This is a genomic window from Neptunomonas japonica DSM 18939, assembly GCF_000422765.1.
Taxonomy (GTDB): Bacteria; Pseudomonadota; Gammaproteobacteria; order Pseudomonadales; family Balneatricaceae; genus Neptunomonas; species Neptunomonas japonica.
Window position 1 is genome coordinate 103,175 of sequence record NZ_AUGR01000010.1, and the last position, 18,998, is coordinate 122,172.

The following is an 18,998-nucleotide window of genomic DNA, read 5'->3' on the forward strand; positions in this document are numbered from 1 at the left end:
TCTTTATATTAGTTTTGAGCTGTTTTAGCTTGTGCACTTTCAGGTACGTAGTTACGAGCGGTTTCACGTAACTCTTTTAGTGCAGCGGCGGCATCAACATCACGATTTGAAACACGCTTAAGGTAATCTTCATCCATACCTATAATCATGGCTTGGAACTCTTTATCGATGAGGTCGCCTTTCTTAACTTCTAAAATGGAAACGCCTGCGTTTTTGGCAGTAACTAGCCCTTGTGCATCACCACCATCCCATGCACGTCCTGCAAGGGCGGATAGTTTCTCACCAGAAACGGCAAGAATTGCAGCTTTGTCTTCTTTGCTAAGGCCGTCTAAGAAATCTGGGTTCATAAAGATAGAAAAGCTCATGACGTACATACCGCCGGGTAATAAAACGAGTTGTTTGGTGACTTCGTTTAGGCGTAAAGTTTTCTGTTCACCTGTAGGGATGAATACACCATCAACAACACCTTGTTGCATCATTTCGTACACTTTAGGCGCGGGTGCTCCAACGGCTGTCACGCCCATGCGTTCCCCCAATTGTGTTTGAATACCACCACCGAGACGAATCTTACGGTTTTTCATATCGGCCAGGGAGTCGATCGGTTCTGCTAAGTGTATTTGCCCCGGGCCATGGGTGAAAAGGGCCGCAACAACAAGGCCTTCGTGTTCATTTGCCTGCTTATAATATTTATTACTGACTCGCCAAAATGCGACAGAAGCTGCTTCTGCATTCGCATTTAGGTTGGGTAGCTCTACAGATTCTGTCAATTTAAAGCGACCCGGAATATAACCGTGAACGCTCCAACTAGCATCAACAACGTTATCTTCTACGAGGTCAAACATGGTTTTAGGATGTCCCATACCGTATTCAATCTTCATTTTCACACGGCCTTGAGTGGCCTCATCTATCCATTTACCCCATGTCGTTAGAACAATGGCATTTTGTGGATGCGTTGGGGGAAGCCAGCTAGCAACTCGCATGACGGAGTCAGCCAGTACGCTGCCAGATAACAGAAGGCCTAACGACAGCCCAGTAGATGACTTTATTAATGTTTTTATTTTCATATGAATTACCTTCTTATTGTATGCCTTCATGTGAAAGGCTTGCTTTCAAAGTTATGAGCAGTGAGTCTTAGGTTATTAACGTGAGTTATCCGTTTTAGTGCCCGTCATGGCGGCATCAATGATTTGAATCCAGTGTTGGATAGGGGTATTGGATTTACCCGAAAGGTGTGTCATGCAGCCGATATTGGCACTGCCGATGATATCGGGGTTTGCTTTTTCAAGGGCTTCAACTTTCTGTACACCTAGCTGGTTGGCGAGTTCTGGCTGGAAAATTGAGTAGGTGCCAGCAGACCCGCAGCAGATGTGCCCATCACTGACAGGTTTTATTGGAAAGCCTAATCGGGCTAGTACGGTTTCAACGGAACCTGATAACCCTTGAGCGTGTTGCAGTGAGCAAGGGCATTGAAAAGCGACGCTGCTCGTCGCATTGAGTGTGAGCTTTTCTAACGGAAGATCTGTAAAGACTTCAACCAGGTCCTTTGTTAGTGCAGATATGCGTGCTGCTTTTTCAGCATACAAATGATCATCTTTAAGCAGTTTTCCATACTCTTTTATGGTCGAACCACAACCGCTAGCAGTCATGACTATTGCTTCACAGCCTTCTTCTATTGTTGGCCACCATGCGTCTATGTTGTTACGCATAAAGTCTCGGCCGTCTTCCTGCTTATTAAGGTGGTAACTAATCGCACCGCAACAACCCGCTTTATCAGCGGTGATCAGCGAGATATTAAATTGGCTTAACACTCTCGCTGCCGCGGCATTAATGTCGGGTGCGAGTCCTGGTTGAACACAACCTTCTAGTACTAGCATGCGTTTTTCATGAGCCCGTTTCGGCCAACTGCTTTTTGATGACCGTAGTGGAATCTTTGTTTTTAGTGCTTTTGGCAGGAGAGGTCGAATATGTTGGGCGGCTTTTAGCAGAGGCGTAAACCGAGCTGAATAGGGCAGAACGCTGAGTATCGAATGGCGTAGCGCTTTTTGTGCAAAAGAGCGAGGTACTTGTTTTTCTACCACTTGTACGCCGATATCCAGCAGACGGTGATAGTCAACATTTGCAGGGCAGGTTGTTTCACATGCACGACAGTTTAAGCATGCATCAAGGTGTGACTGTGTGATCGCGGAGGCTGGCTGCCCCTCTAAAACCTGTTTAATTAAGTAGATACGCCCACGGGGGCTATCTAACTCATTACCTCGTAAATTATAGGTTGGGCACGTTGCTAAACAGAAGCCGCAATGTACACATTTACGCAGGATGGCATCGGCCTCTTTTCCTTGCGCAGTGCTATTAATGAATTCAGCTATGTTGGTCTGCACGGTATCTCCCCCAGTGTTGGGTTGGTTATAGGTCTACGTATAAACGACTGGGGTTGAGAATGTTGTGTGGGTCAAAGCTGTGTTTTATGCGCTTGCTTAATGCAAGAAGTGCAGGGCTCAGAGGGCTGAAAGTAGAACCGTTACCATCACTACTATTAGTCTTGCTATTATTAAAATCAGAGACATTACGAAAGCAACTGGCATGCCCCCCGTTATCAATAGCCCATTGTTGTATCGCATCAGTATCTTTTGGATACACCCAGCGTTGTGCTCCTCCCCACTCAGTGATTGACTCTGTATCAATTAGTAAGTCAGGGATGCACGGGGCGCTTGGGGGTAATGACACACGCCATAACGACCTATCTTGATTAAAGTAAGGGAGATGTTGCTCTTTCAGCTGGTGCCAAAAAAGGTCTGCTTGTCTGAGAATGTCACCACCTATGTTTTCTGCCGCGGATACTACCCCAGCTTTAGCGCCGGAGAAGCGTACATATAAAAGGTTGTTATGCAGATATGTGGCAGAAACCGGTATTGGCTGGCGACCCAGTGAGCTTAATAAAGAACTCATTTGCTGGTGGTCATAGGGCAGAATGCGTGTTTCTTCAACAGCTGGTTTAGGTATGACTTTCAGTGATATGTCTAGCAAGACGCCTAAAGTACCTAATGCCCCTGTCATTAGCCGCGACACATCATAGCCCGCTACGTTTTTCATGACCTGACCGCCAAACTTTAAAACTTCGCCTTTACCATTGATGATGGTCGCGCCTAAAACAAAATCTCGGACAGCTCCAGCATAAGGGCGGCGAGGCCCTGAAATCCCGCATGCTACGGTACCGCCAAGAGTGGCAGTATCTGAAAAAGAAGGCGGTTCAAAGCCAAGAATTTGTCCGTGCTTTGCCAAGAGCTCTTCTATCTCTTTTAATGGCGTTCCTGCACGCGCCGTTATGACAAGTTCAGAAGGCTCATAATTGATGATGCCACTGTATCCTGAAACTGATAGCTTAGTGCCTGTGGTACGGCGTCCATAAAATGCTTTACTACTACCGCCTGTTATTATCAACGGTGATTTCTGTTCGTAAGCAGTGTTGATCTGCTCTGCCAGTGTTCTTGCTGTTATTGCGGGTGGCTGAACTGAAAGCATTTAAAACCGCTCCAAATGAGGAAATGGCATCTCGCCATTATGTACATGCATTGCATGGAACTCAGTGCAACGCGCTAGAGTAGGGATCTGTTTGCCAGGGTTAAGTAATGCTTTACTATCGAAGGCTAGTTTTAATGCATGAAATTGACTTATTTCTTCATCGGTAAACTGCAAACACATCTGATTTATTTTTTCTAAACCGATGCCATGCTCTCCGGAAATAGTGCCACCCACTTGAACGCATAACTCAAGAATGCGTGTGCCAAGCTCATTGGCGCGTTGATGTTGATCCTCATCGGAGGAATCAAACAAAATGGAAGGGTGCATGTTGCCATCACCCGCGTGAAATACATTCACGACTAGAAGCTGATACTCATCAGCAAGTTGATTGATTTTTGTCCACACTTGGGCTAACGCTCGACGCGGGATAGTGCCGTCCATCACGTAGTTGTCGGGAGCTAAGCAAGCAAGGGCAGGGAAGGCGGCTTTGCGAGCAGCCCAGATGCGCTTGCTTTCAGCTTCGTTGGTTGAGATTTGAATGTCTGAAGCATTTAAGCGATTGAGTATTGCAAGGACACTGCTCAGTTCATCTTCAACTTCTTCAGCGCTGCCATCTAATTCACAGATAATTACTGCCGCTGCATCAACCGGGTAGCCTGCATGCATCAGTGCTTCAATTGCTTGAATGCCTTTTTGATCAATCATTTCAAGGCCTGCTGGAATAATGCCTGCACCAATGATTTCAGAGATAGTGTTACCGGCATCTTCAATGGTGGCGAAGGCGGCGAGTAACACGCGAGCGCTAGCAGGCTTCGCTAAAAGTTTTACGCGAATACCAACAATAATCCCTAGTAATCCTTCGGAGCCGGTCATGACTGCCAAGAGGTCGTACCCTGCAGAATCCAGCGCTTGACCACCTATAGTGATGCGCTCTCCCTCAATGGTGATGACGTCTAGTTCTAGAATATTGTGGACGGTCAGACCGTACTTGAGACAGTGAACGCCGCCAGCGTTTTCAGCAACATTGCCTCCGACAGAGCAGGCGAGTTGTGAGGATGGGTCGGGTGCGAAATACAGGTTGTAGGGTGCAGTAGCATCGGAGACGGCTTGGTTGCGAACGCCAGGGTCTATCCATGCGCTGTGGTTATGCAGATCAATATCATGAATTTTGTTGAACTTGTTCATACCAAGGAGAACACCGTTCTCGACAGGCATTGACCCTGCGGTTAGTCCGGTGCCTGCTCCACGAGCCACGAGAGGGATATCAAGCGCATGGCAGCAACGCATGACATGCTGAACTTGCTCGATACTATCAGGGAGTACCGTTAGTAACGGCATTTGGCGCATCGTGGTAAATGCATCGCACTCGTAGGCTTTGAGCTGTTCTGGCTCACTCAAGATTGCATGGTCAGGAATCATCTGGTTCAGCATTGGAATGAGGCTGGCAAGTCGTTGTGTTCTGATGCTTGCTGCAATGTTTGAGTTCATGGCGGTATCCAAGTGGCTCGCTGAAGAGGTGGAACCTAGATAACACTAAAGATGAAATGCTATTTAAAAAAATACATAATAACTATAATTAACCATATGTTTTAGTTATGGAGAAAATATGAAATTTACTCAGCTTAAGTATTTTCTGAAAATTGCAGAGGTGGGTAGTGTTTCAGCCGCCGCCCGTGAATTATTTATCGCGCAACCTGCGTTGAGCCATCAGGTCGCCGCGTTAGAAAATGAACTCGGCGTTGCGCTTTTTGTTCGCAGTGTCAAAGGAGTTCGGCTCACACTGGCTGGCGAGAAGCTGGTTCATCACGCGAAGGTAATACTGCGTCAGGTTGATATTGCAAAGGCGGATGTTATTAGCGATGAATTTTCTCCGCGCGGTGAGGTCGGTGTTGTTATTGATGCTTCGAAGGCTTACACCCTAATCCCCCTGCTAGTAACTGAATGTGCTCAGCGCTTTCCAGAAGTGCAGCTAAAAATTTATGATGCTATGAGCTTGAATGCTGCGCAAAATATTGCCGATGGCAAAGTTGACATAGGCCTGATTCCGAACGCTGCGGATTTGAGTGGGGTTCATGTCACTCCGGTGTATCAAGAGCCATTGCACCTAGTGGGAAAAGGGATTGCTGCAAAACATCCGATGGGCACGATACTTTTTGAGGAGTTATCCAATTACCCGTTGGTTGCACCCTCACGGCCGCACAATATTCGTTTGCATATCGAGCAAAAAGCGCTGGAAGCAAAGTGGCCTTTGGATATCCAGTTTGAGCAAGATACTGGGTTGACACTACGTTGCTTGATGAACAACGGAATTGCTAATGCCATTATCCCCTATGACGTGATGACTCCAGAACTTGAGCATGGTGAGCTGGATGCACTGAAAATTATTAACCCTTCGATTGATCGAATTCACGCTATTGTCCGCCTAGAAAATAGACCCTTTACAGCGGCTTGTCGGGCTATTGAGCTTCTCCTCATCGAGTTGATTCAGCGACTTTGCGAGCAGGAAATTTTAGATGGTGAGGTGTTGATTTAAGCACCATAAAAACCACAAAATAATTGTTGTTATATCTGTTTTTTTATGTTTATTCTAAAAAAAGAGCGAAATTCTTAAAAATAGTTTTTCGATAATTTGTCTTATAATCCATTAAATGTGGGTTAAATGTTGCTAAATTCTATTAATGTTTGGGTTATCAGGTTGGGTGGGGCTCATTGCTTTGTGGGGTCGTATCAAGAATTAGCAGCCTGGTTTTTAGAGGAATAGGTAATGAGCGTTATTCATAAAGAAAAAATTACAGATCCATCAGCATGGAAAGGTAAGGACTTAAAAGATGACGATTCGTGGATTTATCATTGGTCCGATGAATCCATTAGTGTTTTGGAAAAGGCCTTGGAAAATGTTAAACAAAAAGGCTTGCAAGTACCCGACTTCACTAAAGAAGATTTTCCGATTTCTGAACTATCCGAAGAGGTCGCTTGCTTCAATGAAGAGTTAGAAAATGGCAAGGGTTTTATATTAATTCGGGGCTTGCCCATTGAGCGGTATACGGATGATGAAGCAGCCACTATTTACTATGGTCTTGGCCTTCACATGGGCACGCCTGTCCCACAAAATTTAAAAGGCGATATGTTAGGGCATGTTAAAAATATTGGGGCAATAGATCCGAAAAGTGTTCGTGTGTATGAAACGAATGAGTATCTTCCTTATCATGCCGATTTATCAGATGTTGTTGGTTTGCTTTGTCTTCGTAAAGCAAAATCAGGAGGTATGAGTAGTCTTTCAAGTGCGATGACGCTTTACAACGAAATTTTGGAAAAAAACCCAGAGTATATTGGTCTTCTCCATCGTCTATACCAATTGGAGCATCTTGATGACGGAGATCCAGGCTTTACGCCAATCTTTAGTTACCATAAGGGTAAGTTAAGCGCTCGATATTTACGTCAATATATAGAAATTGCACAAAACAACGCCGGTGCTCCCTTATCGAATGTAGAAGTTGAAGCTTTAGACCTTATTGATGCAACTTTAAATGATCCAGATATTCGTATAGATATGATGATGGAACCAGGCGATATCCAATTCGCAAATAATTATACAATTTTTCATTCTCGCACTAGTTTTGAAGATTACGACGAATTAGAGCGTAGAAGGCATCTGTATAGGTTGTGGCTGAAGATGCCTAACGCCAGAGAATTAGCGCCTGACTTTCCTGGACGAAACGGTATTACGAGGCGTGAAGCGTAATCTAATATTCAAATACTAAAAAATGCCGCGGATTCTAACGCTCAGTATGGAGGAATTAATTTTGGAGCCGGCTCTCTGTATCAGGATAGTTGTCGGATCATTTGATTTCCCTTAACCCAGGATAGAGGGCGTATGTTCTCTATCTGTATTTCTATAGCTGCCTATTTATCATTGGTAATGAATGAAATTGCTCGTTTCTCATGCCAATAGTCAACGTAAAGCGACAAATAATTCTCTATTCTCGCCAGAATTTTCTCTATACACAGTGAAAAACTTAACGCAAAGCGACCTGATATATCAGGGTTTTCTATCTTAAGTCACTAAAAAATCTTCTATTACCTCTCTTTATGTCCCTAAATGTACTTAAAGTAACGCATTCGTTAATTTTAAATTCTCAGTTATTTCTCATTACTTTATTGTTTGCGGCATTGGCGTTTTTTTGACATCTGCATAAAATTTAGTCAAAGTTATTTTTAATTAAACGTTCAGTTAATAAAAAATTTGATAACAGCGTATAATAACTTTTATGTAGAGCGGCGAGTGTCAGTAAAACGCGTTATCTGAGGTCAAAAGTAAGATCTATATTCGATAATGCTGCTTGCCTCCGAGCCGCCATGAAACGAAATTAGCAGGATATAGTTAGATGCAACACACTCTTTATATAAATGGTCAATATCAAGATGCCACATCGGGTGAAAGCTTTATTACTCGTAACCCTGCGACAGGAGAAGTATTGGCTAACGTTCATCAAGCGTCGCTGGCTGACGTCGATAAGGCGGTAGAAGCAGCGCAGGCAGGTTTTCTCGTCTGGTCTGCGATGAGTGGTGCTGAGCGAGGGCGCATTTTGATGCGTGCTGTGGCCATTTTACGCGAGCGTAATGATGAACTTGCTATGTTAGAGGTGTTAGATACAGGCAAGCCTTTACAGGAAGCTAACTGTGTTGATATTGCCTCCGGCGCTGACGTTATCGAATATTATGCGGGGCTCGCTGCCACTATACATGGGCAGCAACAGGATTTAGGCGGTAATAATTTTTACTACAGTCGCCGTGAGCCTTTGGGTATTTGTGCCGGTATAGGTGCGTGGAATTACCCCATTCAAATTGCTATGTGGAAATCTGGGCCTGCATTGGCTGCGGGCAACTGCATGATCTTTAAGCCTTCTGAAGAAACACCGCTGAGTGCTTTAAAGCTAGCAGAGATCTTCACTGAAGCAGGCCTGCCTGATGGTGTGTTCAACGTTGTGCAAGGTGACTACCGTGTTGGGCAAGCGCTTTCGCGTCACCCCCAAATAGCCAAGGTTTCATTTACAGGCGAATGCGGTACAGGCAAAAAAGTCATGGCTGATGCGGCTGGCTCGTTAAAAGATGTCACTATGGAATTAGGTGGGAAATCGCCTTTGCTCGTATTTGGCGATGCCGATCTTGATAACGCCGTATCAGGTGCATTACTGGCCAATTTTTATACGCAAGGTGAAGTCTGTACGAATGGTACGCGCGTGTTTGTACACGACAGTATTTATGACGAATTTGTCAGTAAAGTAGTTGAGCGAACTGAGCGTATGGTCATTGGAGACCCTACAGACCTGAACACGCAAGTTGGGGCACTGATTTCTGAAGAACATATGCATAAAGTGCTCGGTTTTATCGATGCTACAAAAGCGGCGGGCGCGCGCTTAGCTTGCGGTGGTGAGCGTGTTGTCGATGGAGACCTAGCTAAAGGTTACTTCGTTAAGCCTACCGTGTTTGCGGACTGCACCGATGATATGCCTAACGTTAAAGATGAAATATTCGGGCCTGTTATGTCGATTCTGCGTTTCAGTGATGAGGAAGAGGTTATTCGGCGTGCTAATGATACAGAGTATGGCTTAGCAGCGGGTGTTTTCTCAACCAACTTTTCTCGAGCGCATCGTGTTATTGCGCGTCTTCAGGCGGGTATCTGCTGGATTAACACCTGGGGTGCATCGCCTGCAGAAATGCCTGTGGGAGGTTATAAACAGTCCGGTATTGGTCGTGAAAATGGTATTGAAACACTTAACCACTATACGCAGATTAAAAGCGTTTATGTTGAGTTGGGTGATGTTGATTGCCCTTATACCTAAGCTATTAAAAATAGTGGTAAGCCAGTACAAACGCGTGTCTAAGCTGCGACCTGAGGGATGAGAATTAGTATGACCACTGATACACAATATGACTACATCATTGTTGGCGCAGGCTCGGCTGGTTGCGTGCTGGCTAACCGCCTGACGGAAGATGGACAGTACAATGTGCTGTTGTTGGAGGCAGGGGGTTCGGATAAGAGTATCTTTATTCAGATGCCGACGGCGCTGTCTTATCCAATGAATACGCCTAAATATGCGTGGCAGTTTCATACCGAAGGAGAGCCTTATTTGGATGGTCGCTCTATGCACTGCCCGCGTGGAAAAGTGTTGGGTGGTGGTTCGTCGATAAATGGCATGGTCTATGTCCGTGGACATGCGTGCGATTTTGATGAATGGAGCGAAAAAGGTGCCGTTGGGTGGGGGTATCAGGAGTGTTTGCCTTACTTCAAGAAAGCAGAAACATGGGTTCAGGGAGGAGATGACTATCGGGGCGGTAGTGGCCCTTTGTTTACTTGTAATGGTAACGACATGAGACTGAACCCTCTTTATCAGGCATTTATTGATGCAGGTGAAGATGCGGGCTACCCAACGACAGATGATTACAACGGTTATCGCCAAGAAGGTTTTGGTGCAATGCATATGACAGTCAAGGCAGGTGTGCGAGCATCTACGTCGAATGCTTACCTACGTGAAGCGATGAAGCGCTCTAACCTGACGCTTATCAGTGGCGTCCTGACTCGCAAAGTCATTATGGAGGGTAAGCGTGCTGTTGGTATTGAATATGAAAAAAATGGCAGTGTAATAAATGCGACTGCCAATAAAGAAGTTGTGTTAGCGGCGGGATCTGTTGGTTCTCCGCATTTGCTACAGCTATCAGGCATTGGTCCTACAAAAGTATTGAAAGAAGCTGGTGTTGAACTCGTACATGACTTGCCGGGTGTTGGTGAGAACTTACAAGATCATTTGGAGGTTTACTTCCAATACCACTGTAAGCAGCCCATTACGTTGAATGGAAAACTTAATTTAGTGAGCAAGGGTATTATAGGTGCGCGCTGGATGTTGTTGAAAGACGGTTTAGGGGCGACAAATCATTTTGAATCTTGTGGCTTTATTCGCTCTCGTGAAGGTTTGAAGTGGCCCAATATTCAATATCATTTTTTACCGGCTGCTATGCGTTATGACGGTGGAAAGGCTATCGATGGGCATGGGTTTCAAGTGCACGTAGGGCCTAACAAACCGCAGAGTCGTGGCCGAGTATGGATTAAATCAGCCGATCCGAAAGCGAAGCCGAGTATTTTGTTTAACTACATCAGTACCGCCCAGGACAAACAAGACTGGCGAGACTGTATTCGCTTGACGCGTGAGATTTTAAAACAACCCGCTTTGGATCCTTTCCGTGGTGATGAAATTCAGCCGGGAGAGCAGGTAACGAGCGATAAAGCAGTAGATCGTTGGGTGCGAGAGAATGTTGAGAGCGCCTATCACCCTTCATGTACCTGCAAAATAGGTGCTGATGATGATGTTATGGCAGTGCTAGATACACAGTGTCGAGTAAGAGGGATCGAATCACTACGTGTTGTAGATTCTTCAATTTTCCCGACTATCCCCAACGGAAACTTGAATGCTCCCACTATCATGGTGGCAGAGAAAGCCGCAGATATGATTTTGGGTAAAGAGGCTTTATCTAATGAAAATGTTGATGTTTGGATTGATCCGGACTGGCAGCAGAGTCAGCGTTTAGGTAGCCCTAAACGTGAGGTGAAATAAGCAGCCCTAGTACTTAGTTACTAGGCGCTTGATTAATTGTTATAAAAGTAAAACTTATCGTAAGAGAATCAAAAACTAAAATAAGGTAAATAATCATGACAACTCGTAAGAATAGAATTAACCGTAAACATAATTTAATGCGTGGCGTAACCGTAGCGATGGGCTTGTCCGCATCTATGGTGTTTGCTGGCCAATGTGACACGGTACGTTTCTCCGACGTGGGTTGGACTGATATTACAGCGACGACGGCAGTCACCAGTGAAGTGGTTGAAGCGCTGGGTTATAAATCAACGACTCAGCTGTTGTCTGTGCCGGTGACTTATACCTCTCTCGCTAACGCAGATATCGATGTGTTTCTGGGTAACTGGATGCCTACGATGGAAGCGGATATAGCTAAATACCGTGAAGCCGGTACTGTTGAAACCGTGCGCGCCAATCTTGTAGGGGCTAAATACACATTGGCTGTGCCTAAGTATGTGTATGACGCGGGCGTAAAGAGCTTTGCTGATATTGCTAAATTCAAAGATAAGTTCAAAGGTCGTCTTTACGGGATCGAGCCTGGTAATGATGGCAACCGCTTGATGCAAGATATGATTGATCAAGATGCTTTTGGCCTGAAGGGTTTTAAGCTAGTTGAATCGAGTGAGGCGGGAATGATTTCACAGGTTTCACGTTTAGCTAAGCGTGAGCAGTGGATTGCCTTTTTAGGTTGGGCGCCTCATCCAATGAATGCCAACATCGAAATGGAATATTTGCAGGGCGGTGATGACTTCTTTGGTCCTAACTATGGTGGGGCCAGTGTTTATACCAATGTGCGCCAAAATTATAGCCAGGATTGCCCAAATGTAGGCCGCTTGTTGCAAAACCTATCTTTCACACTCGAAATGGAAAACGAAGTGATGGGTGCCATTCTTGATGATGGTAAAAAACCTCAAGCGGCTGCACTCGCTTGGTTGAAGTCTAATCCTGAAGTACTTAATAGCTGGTTAGAGGGTGTAACAACCAAAAAGGGTGGCGATGCGTCGGCTGCTGTGCGTAAACACTTAGATCTCTGATTTTGTATTTGTCTGTTGTCGAGTGCCTAATGCCTTGGCAACAGATTTCCTCTGTATTTATGAAGTAGTGCTTCACCTCATCTGTGGTGATGACATCGTTTATATATAAAAAGGCAAAATCATGAATTGGATTACTGAAAACAAACTTCCTCTAGGGAGCTGGATGGAAGCGTTTGTTGACTGGCTGACTTTCAATGCAGCGGGTTTCTTTGATGCTGTTTCAGTTTCTTTGGAGTGGATGATTATCTCTATGGTAGAGATATTCCAGTGGTTTCCTCCCTTTGTACCTATGGCTATGACCGCCGCGATTGCTTGGTGGTTGCATCGCAGTATTCCACTAGTCATTTTTGTAGTCGCCGCTTTGTTATTGATTCTTAATCTTGGTTATTGGCAGGAAATGCTGGAGACTTTTGTACTCGTATTAGCGGCTACAACACTGTCGGTTGCTATGGGTATCCCAATTGGAATCGTGGCAGCCCACAAGCCTTGGGTTTACACTATTTTGCGGCCGATTCTTGATTTAATGCAGACTATACCTACATTTGTGTATCTTATCCCGACCCTCGTTTTGTTTGGTCTGGGTGTTGTTCCTGGTTTGATATCAACCATCATATTTGCGGTCGCTGCTCCCATTCGCTTGACCTATCTCGGTATTAGCCGTGTCCCTGACGATTTAATTGAGGCCGGCAAGGCATTTGGAGCGACACCATTCAAGTTGCTTTATAAAGTTGAGTTGCCTGCTGCGATGCCAAATATTATGGCGGGTGTGACCCAGTGTATTATGTTATCTCTTTCTATGGTGGTAATCGCTGCACTTGTGGGCGCTGATGGTTTAGGAAAACCAGTAATTCGCGCATTGAATACGGTCAATATTTCTCAAGGCTTTGAGGCAGGTCTGGCTATCGTGCTGGTGGCTATTATTCTTGATCGCATCTGCAAAGCGCCCGGCGCTAAAGAGGAAGGTTAATCATGGCAGCAATTAGTATTCGTAATGTAGATGTCGTATTTGGCGATTCTATTAAGCAAAGCTTGGCGTTGCTTGATAAGGGCAGTACTCGACAAGAAATCATTGATACTACCGGCGATGTTGTGGGTGTGGATAATGCGTGTATTGAAGTTCAAGAAGGTGAAATTTGTGTATTAATGGGATTGTCTGGCTCTGGTAAGTCCAGCCTTTTACGTGCGGTGAATGGTTTAAACTCAGTGAGCCGAGGAGAGCTGTTGGTGCAAGATGGCGATCAAATGGTGGATATTGCCACTTGCGATGCCGACAAGTTGCGACATATGCGCACCAGTAAAGTATCGATGGTCTTCCAGAATTTTGCTTTAATGCCGTGGATGAGCGTGGTAGATAATGTTGCTTTTGGCTTAGATATGAAAGGCATGGGTAAGCAAGAGCGCCGTGCCAAAGCGATGGAGAAGCTAGAGATGGTGGGCTTATCTGAATGGAAGGATAAGCTCCCGCACGAATTGTCTGGAGGTATGAGGCAGCGTGTAGGTCTTGCACGTGCGTTTGCGATGGATAGCGATATATTGCTGATGGATGAGCCTTTTTCGGCGCTCGATCCGTTAATTCGTAGTCAGCTTCAAGATGAGCTAATTGAACTGCAGCAGCGTTTGAATAAAACCATTTTGTTCGTTAGTCACGATTTAGATGAGGCGCTTAAAATCGGTACTCATATAGCGATTATGGAATCAGCCAAAATTATTCAACACGGTAAACCAGAAGAGATAGTTCTGAATCCAAAAACACCTTATGTTGCTGACTTTGTGGCTCATACTAATCCTTTGAATGTGCTGTGTGGTCGCTCTTTGATGTCGGATAGTAGTGATCTAGAGGTCTCGGGTGATCAGTGGGTGCTGAACCAACACGACAACACGTTTATTAGTCTTGATAACGAAGGGAAAGTGGCCAGCGCTTCTCGTCAAGAGTTACCCCTGACGCTACATCATTGGCATGAAGGTGAGAATATAGAACAGCTAGCAGAGGGATTGCTAGTGATGGCGTCACCGGATGTTTCAATGCGCTCTGCAATTGAAATCCGCTATAAAACAGGCTTGCCATTACTCCTTGAAGAAAACGGGCGCTTGGTGGGTATGTTGTCAGATAAAGATTTTTACCATGCGTTGTTAGGGAGGCACTTCACGGTTGATGAGGCCTGAAGCATTAGAGTACTTTGTAAGAGCCTGGTGTAGCTTGGCTCTTACATTTTGTGGTTGCTAGATTGGTTGTTGTTAGATCGATGTTTAGCAATAACCTCTGCAGGAAGCTGCTGCTCTAAATAATCGATAATCAAGCGCTGCGCCAAATTGCTATCAATGCCTGTAGGTGTTAGCGCGCCTCGTAGCCAGATGCCATCAATAAGAGCGGCGATACTTTGCGCTACAATCAAGGCTCTATCGGCGGGTAACACTTGTTTTAACTCGAGAATCAAGTGCGACAATAGCCTTTTTTCGTTGACGCGTTGTAAACGATAGAGCGCCGGGTCATGCATCGCTAAAGACCAGAACGCCAGCCAGGTTTTAACAACTTTAGGCTCTAGCTGTCGGGGGTCAAAGTTTCCGCCGACAATTGCTTTAATTCGACCCACAACATCATCTTTTGGGGCTTCTTGTAAGCGGATTTTAACGCCGTGAGAAAGCTGCTGAAGTACTGAGCGCATTGTTGCTTCGAGTAAGCCGTTTTTACCGCCGAAGTAATGGTTAATAATCGCAGGAGACACCCCTGCATAACTGCTAATCATCGCGACACTGGCTTTATGTAACCCAACAGAGTTGATTGCCTCCATTGTGGCATTAATCAGCTGTGGCTTTCTTATTTCTGGCATTCCAACTTTAGGCATTAGCATTTTTCTCGCTTAATCTTGAAGGGGAATTTGCCTTTCACATGGTTTACTGTCAAGTGCGATGTCTTGGATAGTCAATAAAAGAGTGAAAGTAGGTCGTTTAAGCAAACTGAAATATGTAGTGATGTTAGCCCCTATTATAGGTTGCTTTCCTTCACACGAAGCATAATCATAAGCCGAGTAATAACCTTGCGCTGCGGGTGTTTTTTTACGGTCGATGTACTAGAATAAGCGCGCGTTAAGGATAATGAATATATAGGGAGTCGCAACGTGCGATTAATAACATCAAGTAAGCTACGTCGTACAATGTTGAGTACGATAGTTATATTAACTGCATTATCTGCTGTTGGTTGTACATCTTCACAACAAAAAACTGAGTACTCGTTATCCACCTCACAAGAACACCTGCTAATTCCGGCAGACATCGCGGAGTTTCTTAGTCATTCCGCAACGGATAGTAGCGCTGCCTTTGCGCGCTCGCCTTGGGGTGACAATATTACCCTTTCTGCGCAAGCTCCTTATTTTTCTGCCAGTGGTGCTGAATGCCGTCAGCTTATAGTTGAAAAAGCTATTAGTAGTACTGGGCTTGCCTGCACGCAGAACAATCAAGATTGGTATAAATCACGCGCCCTAACGGCAGGCGTTACGCAGTAATCTGATCGGCTTTGATCAGTTTTAATGTCATTAGAAAAGTGAAAAATTATGCATTCAACGGCGTTGTATTTAAAAGTTTCCGCATCACGTCTTTTTAAAAAGCACCATCTTTTAAGTGGTGTATTAGCCACGCTATTGCTCACTACAGCCCCTGTTAATGTTGCGCAGGCTATCTCGATCAATACGGGCACTGGCGGGCTGGATACAGAAGAGCAAGCCGCTGCCATTTCTGCAGTAGTCGTCGATACTCCAAATACTAATTGGAAAACAGGTACTTACGGCCATAATCGAAGGGGCCGCGATTCTGAAAGTGATTCGGTACTGCCTTATGGCGAACACCTTTTTACGGGTGGCTTTCGTGGTGTGCGGGCCGACGGCCTTAATCCAGATTATAAAATTGCCCCTGGAGATTTGATAACACTACGTTTATGGGGTGCTATTGAAGTTGAAAGAGTATTACCGGTTGATGCTCAAGGTTATATTTTTATACCTTCGGTTGGCCCGGTTAAAGTACAAGGCGCTTCCCAGAAGAGCTTGAATAGCCGAGTTAAGTCTTCGGTACAGTCTATCTATCCTGAAAACGTAAATGTGTACACTAATTTGCAAGGTGTGCAGCCGGTAGCGGTGTTTGTTACGGGTGAAGTTCAAAACCCTGGCCGCTATGCAGGAACACCCAATGACTCTGTTCTGTATTTTTTGGATCAGGCCGGTGGAATTGATGCGCAGCTAGGTAGTTTTCGCTCTATCCGCGTTATTCGTAATAAGAAAACCATTAAAACAGCAGACCTGTACCGCTTTATGAAAGAAGGGCAGCTGCCTACATTGCAGTTTCACGATGGAGATACGGTTGTTGTAGGGCGTCGACAAGCAGCAGTAACAGTGGCGGGCGATGTTGAACGAGAACTGCAGTACGAGTTAACCCGCAAAGAAAATACGGGTAAGAGCTTACTTCAATACGCGAGAACCAAACCGGGTATTACCCATGTATTGGTTCGTGGTGTTCGCAATGATGGGCTTTTAGCAAAATATTACACATTAGCTGCTTTTGAAACAGCACGTTTAAAAAATGGCGATGAAGTACTGTTTAGCGCAGATCAGCAGGATGAAACGATTGTTATACAGGTAGAGGGTAGTTATTACGGTCCTTCGCGTTATGCCGTACCTAACGATGCTACATTGACTCAATTATTGAATAACATCCAAGTACCTAAGGCGCTCACTGATACTAGTAGTATATCTCTCCGGCGTTTAAGTGTTGCCGCTAGGCAAAAAGCCTCTTTAGAAGAAAGCCTGCGCCGCCTAGAAACAACATACTTGGGTGCGCCTTCGTCAACCCCGGATGAGGCTTCTATCCGTGTAAAAGAAGCAGAACTAATATCCAGCTTTGTAAAACGTGCTGCCTTGATCGAGCCTAATGGACGTATGGTGGTTGCTAATGATGGCTCAGTCGCTGATATTCGCTTACAAGATGGCGATGTAATTACTATCCCAGAAATGTCTGACTCGCTGCTAATTAGTGGCGAGGTATTAGTTCCTCAAGCAACTGTTTATCATGCCAGCAATGACGTAATGGATTACATCGAGCGCTCGGGTGGCTTTACTCAGCATGCAGACAGAAATAACATTCTTGTTGTACGTCTCAACGGTGAAGTTCGCAAAGCAGCCGATGTGGACTTGCAAGCCGGTGATGAAATTTTGGTATTGCCGGCGGTACCCACCAAAAATTTACAGTTAGCAACCAGCTTGACGCAAATCATTTACCAGTTAGCGATTGCTGCTAAAGTCGCGATAGATTTGTAGATGAACAGTTCATACCAGCGTAGATCTACATGGCAAGTGACATGCAGCGTATGGCATGCACTTTTTTTACGCGAGGCTCTTGCTAGGACAATGTCAGACAGAATGGCATGGTTTTGGATACTTGCTGAGCCAGCTGCTATGGTCTTGATAATGATAGTTATACGTACTGTTATATTAGGAAGAAACACACATATAGCAGGCGCTGAGTACATTCCTTGGTTTATTGTTGGATTATTTGGCTTTTATTTGTTTCGAGAGAATATGATGCGTTTATTGAACGCTATTACGGCAAATAAAGCTCTATTTGCTTATAGGCAAGTAAAACCAATAGATACTGTTTTAGTAAGGTCTTGCTTAGAAAGCTTAATAAGAACTGTAGTATTTATCATTTTTATTGTTTTAGGAGGAGTTATTGGTTTTGGTTTAATACCAGAGGAACCAATTATGGCTATTGGCTATTGGCTGTTGCTTTGGGTGTTAGGTTTGGGTGTTGGACTGATAGGATCAGTTGTTTCAGTTCTAGTCCCGGAAATTGGTCGAGTTATAAAAATCATGTCATTTCCTCTTTTAATGGTTTCAGGTGTTCTCTTTCCAATAAACTATTTGCCTTATGAGCTGCAACAATATTTATTATTTAATCCAATCGTGCATGGAATTGAGTTGTTACGATCTGCTTTTTTCGATTCCTATAAAGTTTTGCCAAACGTGAGTGTTTTATATTTATCACTATGGAATTTGTCGCTGTTATTAATTGGATTGGTTTTACATATTAAATTTGAACTGAAGCTTAAAGCAAAATGATAATAGTTAAGAATTTATCTAAGCGCTATCACAACCATCATGGTAGTAAATGGGTTTTAAAGGATGTGAATTTCACAATACCAAGTAATGTCAGTGTCGGTCTTATTGGCGGTAACGGTGCTGGGAAGTCAACCTTGTTAAGAATTATATCTGGCATGGACTCTCCGGATAAAGGGGAAGTAATACGTGAATGCAAAGTATCTTGGCCTATTGGGTTATCCGGCGGCTTTCAGGGTTCGATGACAGGGCGTCAAAATGTAAAATTTGTTGCCAGGGTGCATGGTTGTGATGACATAGGAGCTTTGATTAGCAAAGTTCAGAGTTTTGCTGAGATAGGAGAGTCGTTTGATGAACCTGTTAAAACCTACTCCTCTGGAATGAAGTCTCGGTTAGCATTTGGGTTGTCGTTAGCATTTGATTTCGATGTTTTTCTTTCCGATGAAGCGACTTCCGTAGGTGATCAAGCTTTCAGGAAAAAGGCGTCAGACACATTCAAAAGTAAAGTTGGGGAATCAAGCATAATTATTGTGTCTCATGCCGAAGATATATTAAGAGAGTTATGTAGTGCAGGGATTTGGCTGAAGGAAGGGCAGGCGATATGGTTTGACGATATTAATACCGCTATAGATGAGTACAATGTTTATTCGGGCATTCCGCCGATTGAAGTAAGAAGAGAGCTCAGGCGAGCAGCTAGGCGTAATAAGTTATAATAA

16 protein-coding genes are annotated in these 18,998 nt (G+C 44.6%); 11 read left to right on the plus strand and 5 right to left on the minus strand.

Translation table 11 applies throughout. The features are described 5' to 3' along the window. Positions 1-8: 8 nt before the first annotated feature. The 4 genes from G511_RS0108385 to G511_RS0108400 all read right to left on the minus strand — a co-directional run bounded on the left by G511_RS0108385 (position 9) and on the right by G511_RS0108400 (position 5,007). Positions 9-1,064 carry a TRAP transporter substrate-binding protein gene (locus G511_RS0108385; RefSeq protein WP_028469244.1) on the minus strand — a complete coding sequence of 352 codons (1,056 nt, stop codon included), beginning with the start codon at positions 1,062-1,064 and terminating at the stop codon, positions 9-11. Positions 1,065-1,139: 75 nt separating this feature from the next. Next, entirely contained in the window at positions 1,140-2,378 is a 1,239-nt protein-coding gene (glcF, locus tag G511_RS0108390; RefSeq protein ID WP_028469245.1) for a glycolate oxidase subunit GlcF, read from the minus strand. A 25-nt stretch (positions 2,379-2,403) separates the two neighbouring features. Then, entirely contained in the window at positions 2,404-3,519 is a 1,116-nt protein-coding gene (gene glcE / locus G511_RS0108395; protein WP_036551683.1) for a glycolate oxidase subunit GlcE, read from the minus strand. Continuing rightward, positions 3,520-5,007 (minus strand): FAD-linked oxidase C-terminal domain-containing protein, encoded by a 1,488-nt coding sequence (locus G511_RS0108400; RefSeq protein ID WP_036551684.1) that lies wholly within the window; start codon positions 5,005-5,007, stop codon positions 3,520-3,522. It lies immediately after the preceding gene. Between the two features lie 118 nt (positions 5,008-5,125). On the opposite strand from G511_RS0108400, the gene G511_RS0108405 reads away from it, so the two are divergent. From G511_RS0108405 to choV, 7 genes are all read left to right on the plus strand, one after another. Next, the gene (locus tag G511_RS0108405; protein ID WP_028469248.1) at positions 5,126-6,052 is read left to right on the plus strand and encodes a LysR family transcriptional regulator; all 927 of its coding nucleotides are present in this window, start codon (positions 5,126-5,128) and stop codon (positions 6,050-6,052) included. 231 nt (positions 6,053-6,283) lie between these two features. Then, the gene (locus G511_RS0108410) at positions 6,284-7,261 is read left to right on the plus strand and encodes a TauD/TfdA family dioxygenase (RefSeq protein WP_028469249.1); all 978 of its coding nucleotides are present in this window, start codon (positions 6,284-6,286) and stop codon (positions 7,259-7,261) included. A gap of 643 nt (positions 7,262-7,904) precedes the next feature. Further along, complete coding sequence (gene betB / locus G511_RS0108415; protein WP_028469250.1) at positions 7,905-9,362, plus strand: betaine-aldehyde dehydrogenase; 1,458 nt, start codon at positions 7,905-7,907, stop codon at positions 9,360-9,362. 69 nt (positions 9,363-9,431) lie between these two features. Beyond that, entirely contained in the window at positions 9,432-11,129 is a 1,698-nt protein-coding gene (gene betA, locus G511_RS0108420) for a choline dehydrogenase (RefSeq protein ID WP_036551685.1), read from the plus strand. Positions 11,130-11,266: 137 nt separating this feature from the next. Continuing rightward, entirely contained in the window at positions 11,267-12,184 is a 918-nt protein-coding gene (locus G511_RS0108425; protein WP_036551714.1) for a choline ABC transporter substrate-binding protein, read from the plus strand. A gap of 121 nt (positions 12,185-12,305) precedes the next feature. Continuing rightward, positions 12,306-13,151, plus strand: coding sequence for a choline ABC transporter permease subunit (gene choW / locus G511_RS0108430; protein WP_028469253.1), 846 nt, complete (start codon positions 12,306-12,308; stop codon positions 13,149-13,151). Between the two features lie 2 nt (positions 13,152-13,153). Then, a complete protein-coding gene (gene choV / locus G511_RS0108435) occupies positions 13,154-14,347 on the plus strand; it encodes a choline ABC transporter ATP-binding protein (RefSeq protein WP_028469254.1) in 1,194 nt (397 codons plus the stop codon). 41 nt (positions 14,348-14,388) lie between these two features. Here choV and betI read toward each other — a convergent pair whose 3' ends face one another. Then, entirely contained in the window at positions 14,389-15,027 is a 639-nt protein-coding gene (gene betI / locus G511_RS0108440; protein WP_028469255.1) for a transcriptional regulator BetI, read from the minus strand. 273 nt (positions 15,028-15,300) lie between these two features. On the opposite strand from betI, the gene G511_RS22230 reads away from it, so the two are divergent. The 4 genes from G511_RS22230 to G511_RS0108460 all read left to right on the plus strand — a co-directional run bounded on the left by G511_RS22230 (position 15,301) and on the right by G511_RS0108460 (position 18,995). Further along, a complete protein-coding gene (locus tag G511_RS22230; protein WP_051221745.1) occupies positions 15,301-15,684 on the plus strand; it encodes a DVU3141 family protein in 384 nt (127 codons plus the stop codon). A gap of 48 nt (positions 15,685-15,732) precedes the next feature. Beyond that, positions 15,733-17,484, plus strand: coding sequence for a polysaccharide biosynthesis/export family protein (locus G511_RS0108450; RefSeq protein ID WP_084629047.1), 1,752 nt, complete (start codon positions 15,733-15,735; stop codon positions 17,482-17,484). A 90-nt stretch (positions 17,485-17,574) separates the two neighbouring features. Then, positions 17,575-18,285 carry an ABC transporter permease gene (locus tag G511_RS0108455; protein ID WP_245573866.1) on the plus strand — a complete coding sequence of 237 codons (711 nt, stop codon included), beginning with the start codon at positions 17,575-17,577 and terminating at the stop codon, positions 18,283-18,285. A gap of 65 nt (positions 18,286-18,350) precedes the next feature. Continuing rightward, the gene (locus G511_RS0108460; RefSeq protein WP_245573868.1) at positions 18,351-18,995 is read left to right on the plus strand and encodes an ABC transporter ATP-binding protein; all 645 of its coding nucleotides are present in this window, start codon (positions 18,351-18,353) and stop codon (positions 18,993-18,995) included. Positions 18,996-18,998: the final 3 nt, after the last annotated feature.

What these genes read in the sequence shown, in the direction of transcription:
- G511_RS0108385 (WP_028469244.1), bottom strand. Translation starts at nt 1,064, where the DNA reads ATGAAAATAAAAACATTAATAAAGTCATCTACTGGGCTGTCGTTAGGC.
- glcE (WP_036551683.1), bottom strand. Translation starts at nt 3,519, where the DNA reads ATGCTTTCAGTTCAGCCACCCGCAATAACAGCAAGAACACTGGCAGAG.
- G511_RS0108400 (WP_036551684.1), bottom strand. Translation starts at nt 5,007, where the DNA reads ATGAACTCAAACATTGCAGCAAGCATCAGAACACAACGACTTGCCAGC.
- G511_RS0108405 (WP_028469248.1), top strand. Translation starts at nt 5,126, where the DNA reads ATGAAATTTACTCAGCTTAAGTATTTTCTGAAAATTGCAGAGGTGGGT.
- G511_RS0108410 (WP_028469249.1), top strand. Translation starts at nt 6,284, where the DNA reads ATGAGCGTTATTCATAAAGAAAAAATTACAGATCCATCAGCATGGAAA.
- betB (WP_028469250.1), top strand. Translation starts at nt 7,905, where the DNA reads ATGCAACACACTCTTTATATAAATGGTCAATATCAAGATGCCACATCG.
- betA (WP_036551685.1), top strand. Translation starts at nt 9,432, where the DNA reads ATGACCACTGATACACAATATGACTACATCATTGTTGGCGCAGGCTCG.
- G511_RS0108425 (WP_036551714.1), top strand. Translation starts at nt 11,267, where the DNA reads ATGCGTGGCGTAACCGTAGCGATGGGCTTGTCCGCATCTATGGTGTTT.
- choW (WP_028469253.1), top strand. Translation starts at nt 12,306, where the DNA reads ATGAATTGGATTACTGAAAACAAACTTCCTCTAGGGAGCTGGATGGAA.
- choV (WP_028469254.1), top strand. Translation starts at nt 13,154, where the DNA reads ATGGCAGCAATTAGTATTCGTAATGTAGATGTCGTATTTGGCGATTCT.
- betI (WP_028469255.1), bottom strand. Translation starts at nt 15,027, where the DNA reads ATGCCTAAAGTTGGAATGCCAGAAATAAGAAAGCCACAGCTGATTAAT.
- G511_RS0108450 (WP_084629047.1), top strand. Translation starts at nt 15,733, where the DNA reads ATGCATTCAACGGCGTTGTATTTAAAAGTTTCCGCATCACGTCTTTTT.
- G511_RS0108455 (WP_245573866.1), top strand. Translation starts at nt 17,575, where the DNA reads ATGTCAGACAGAATGGCATGGTTTTGGATACTTGCTGAGCCAGCTGCT.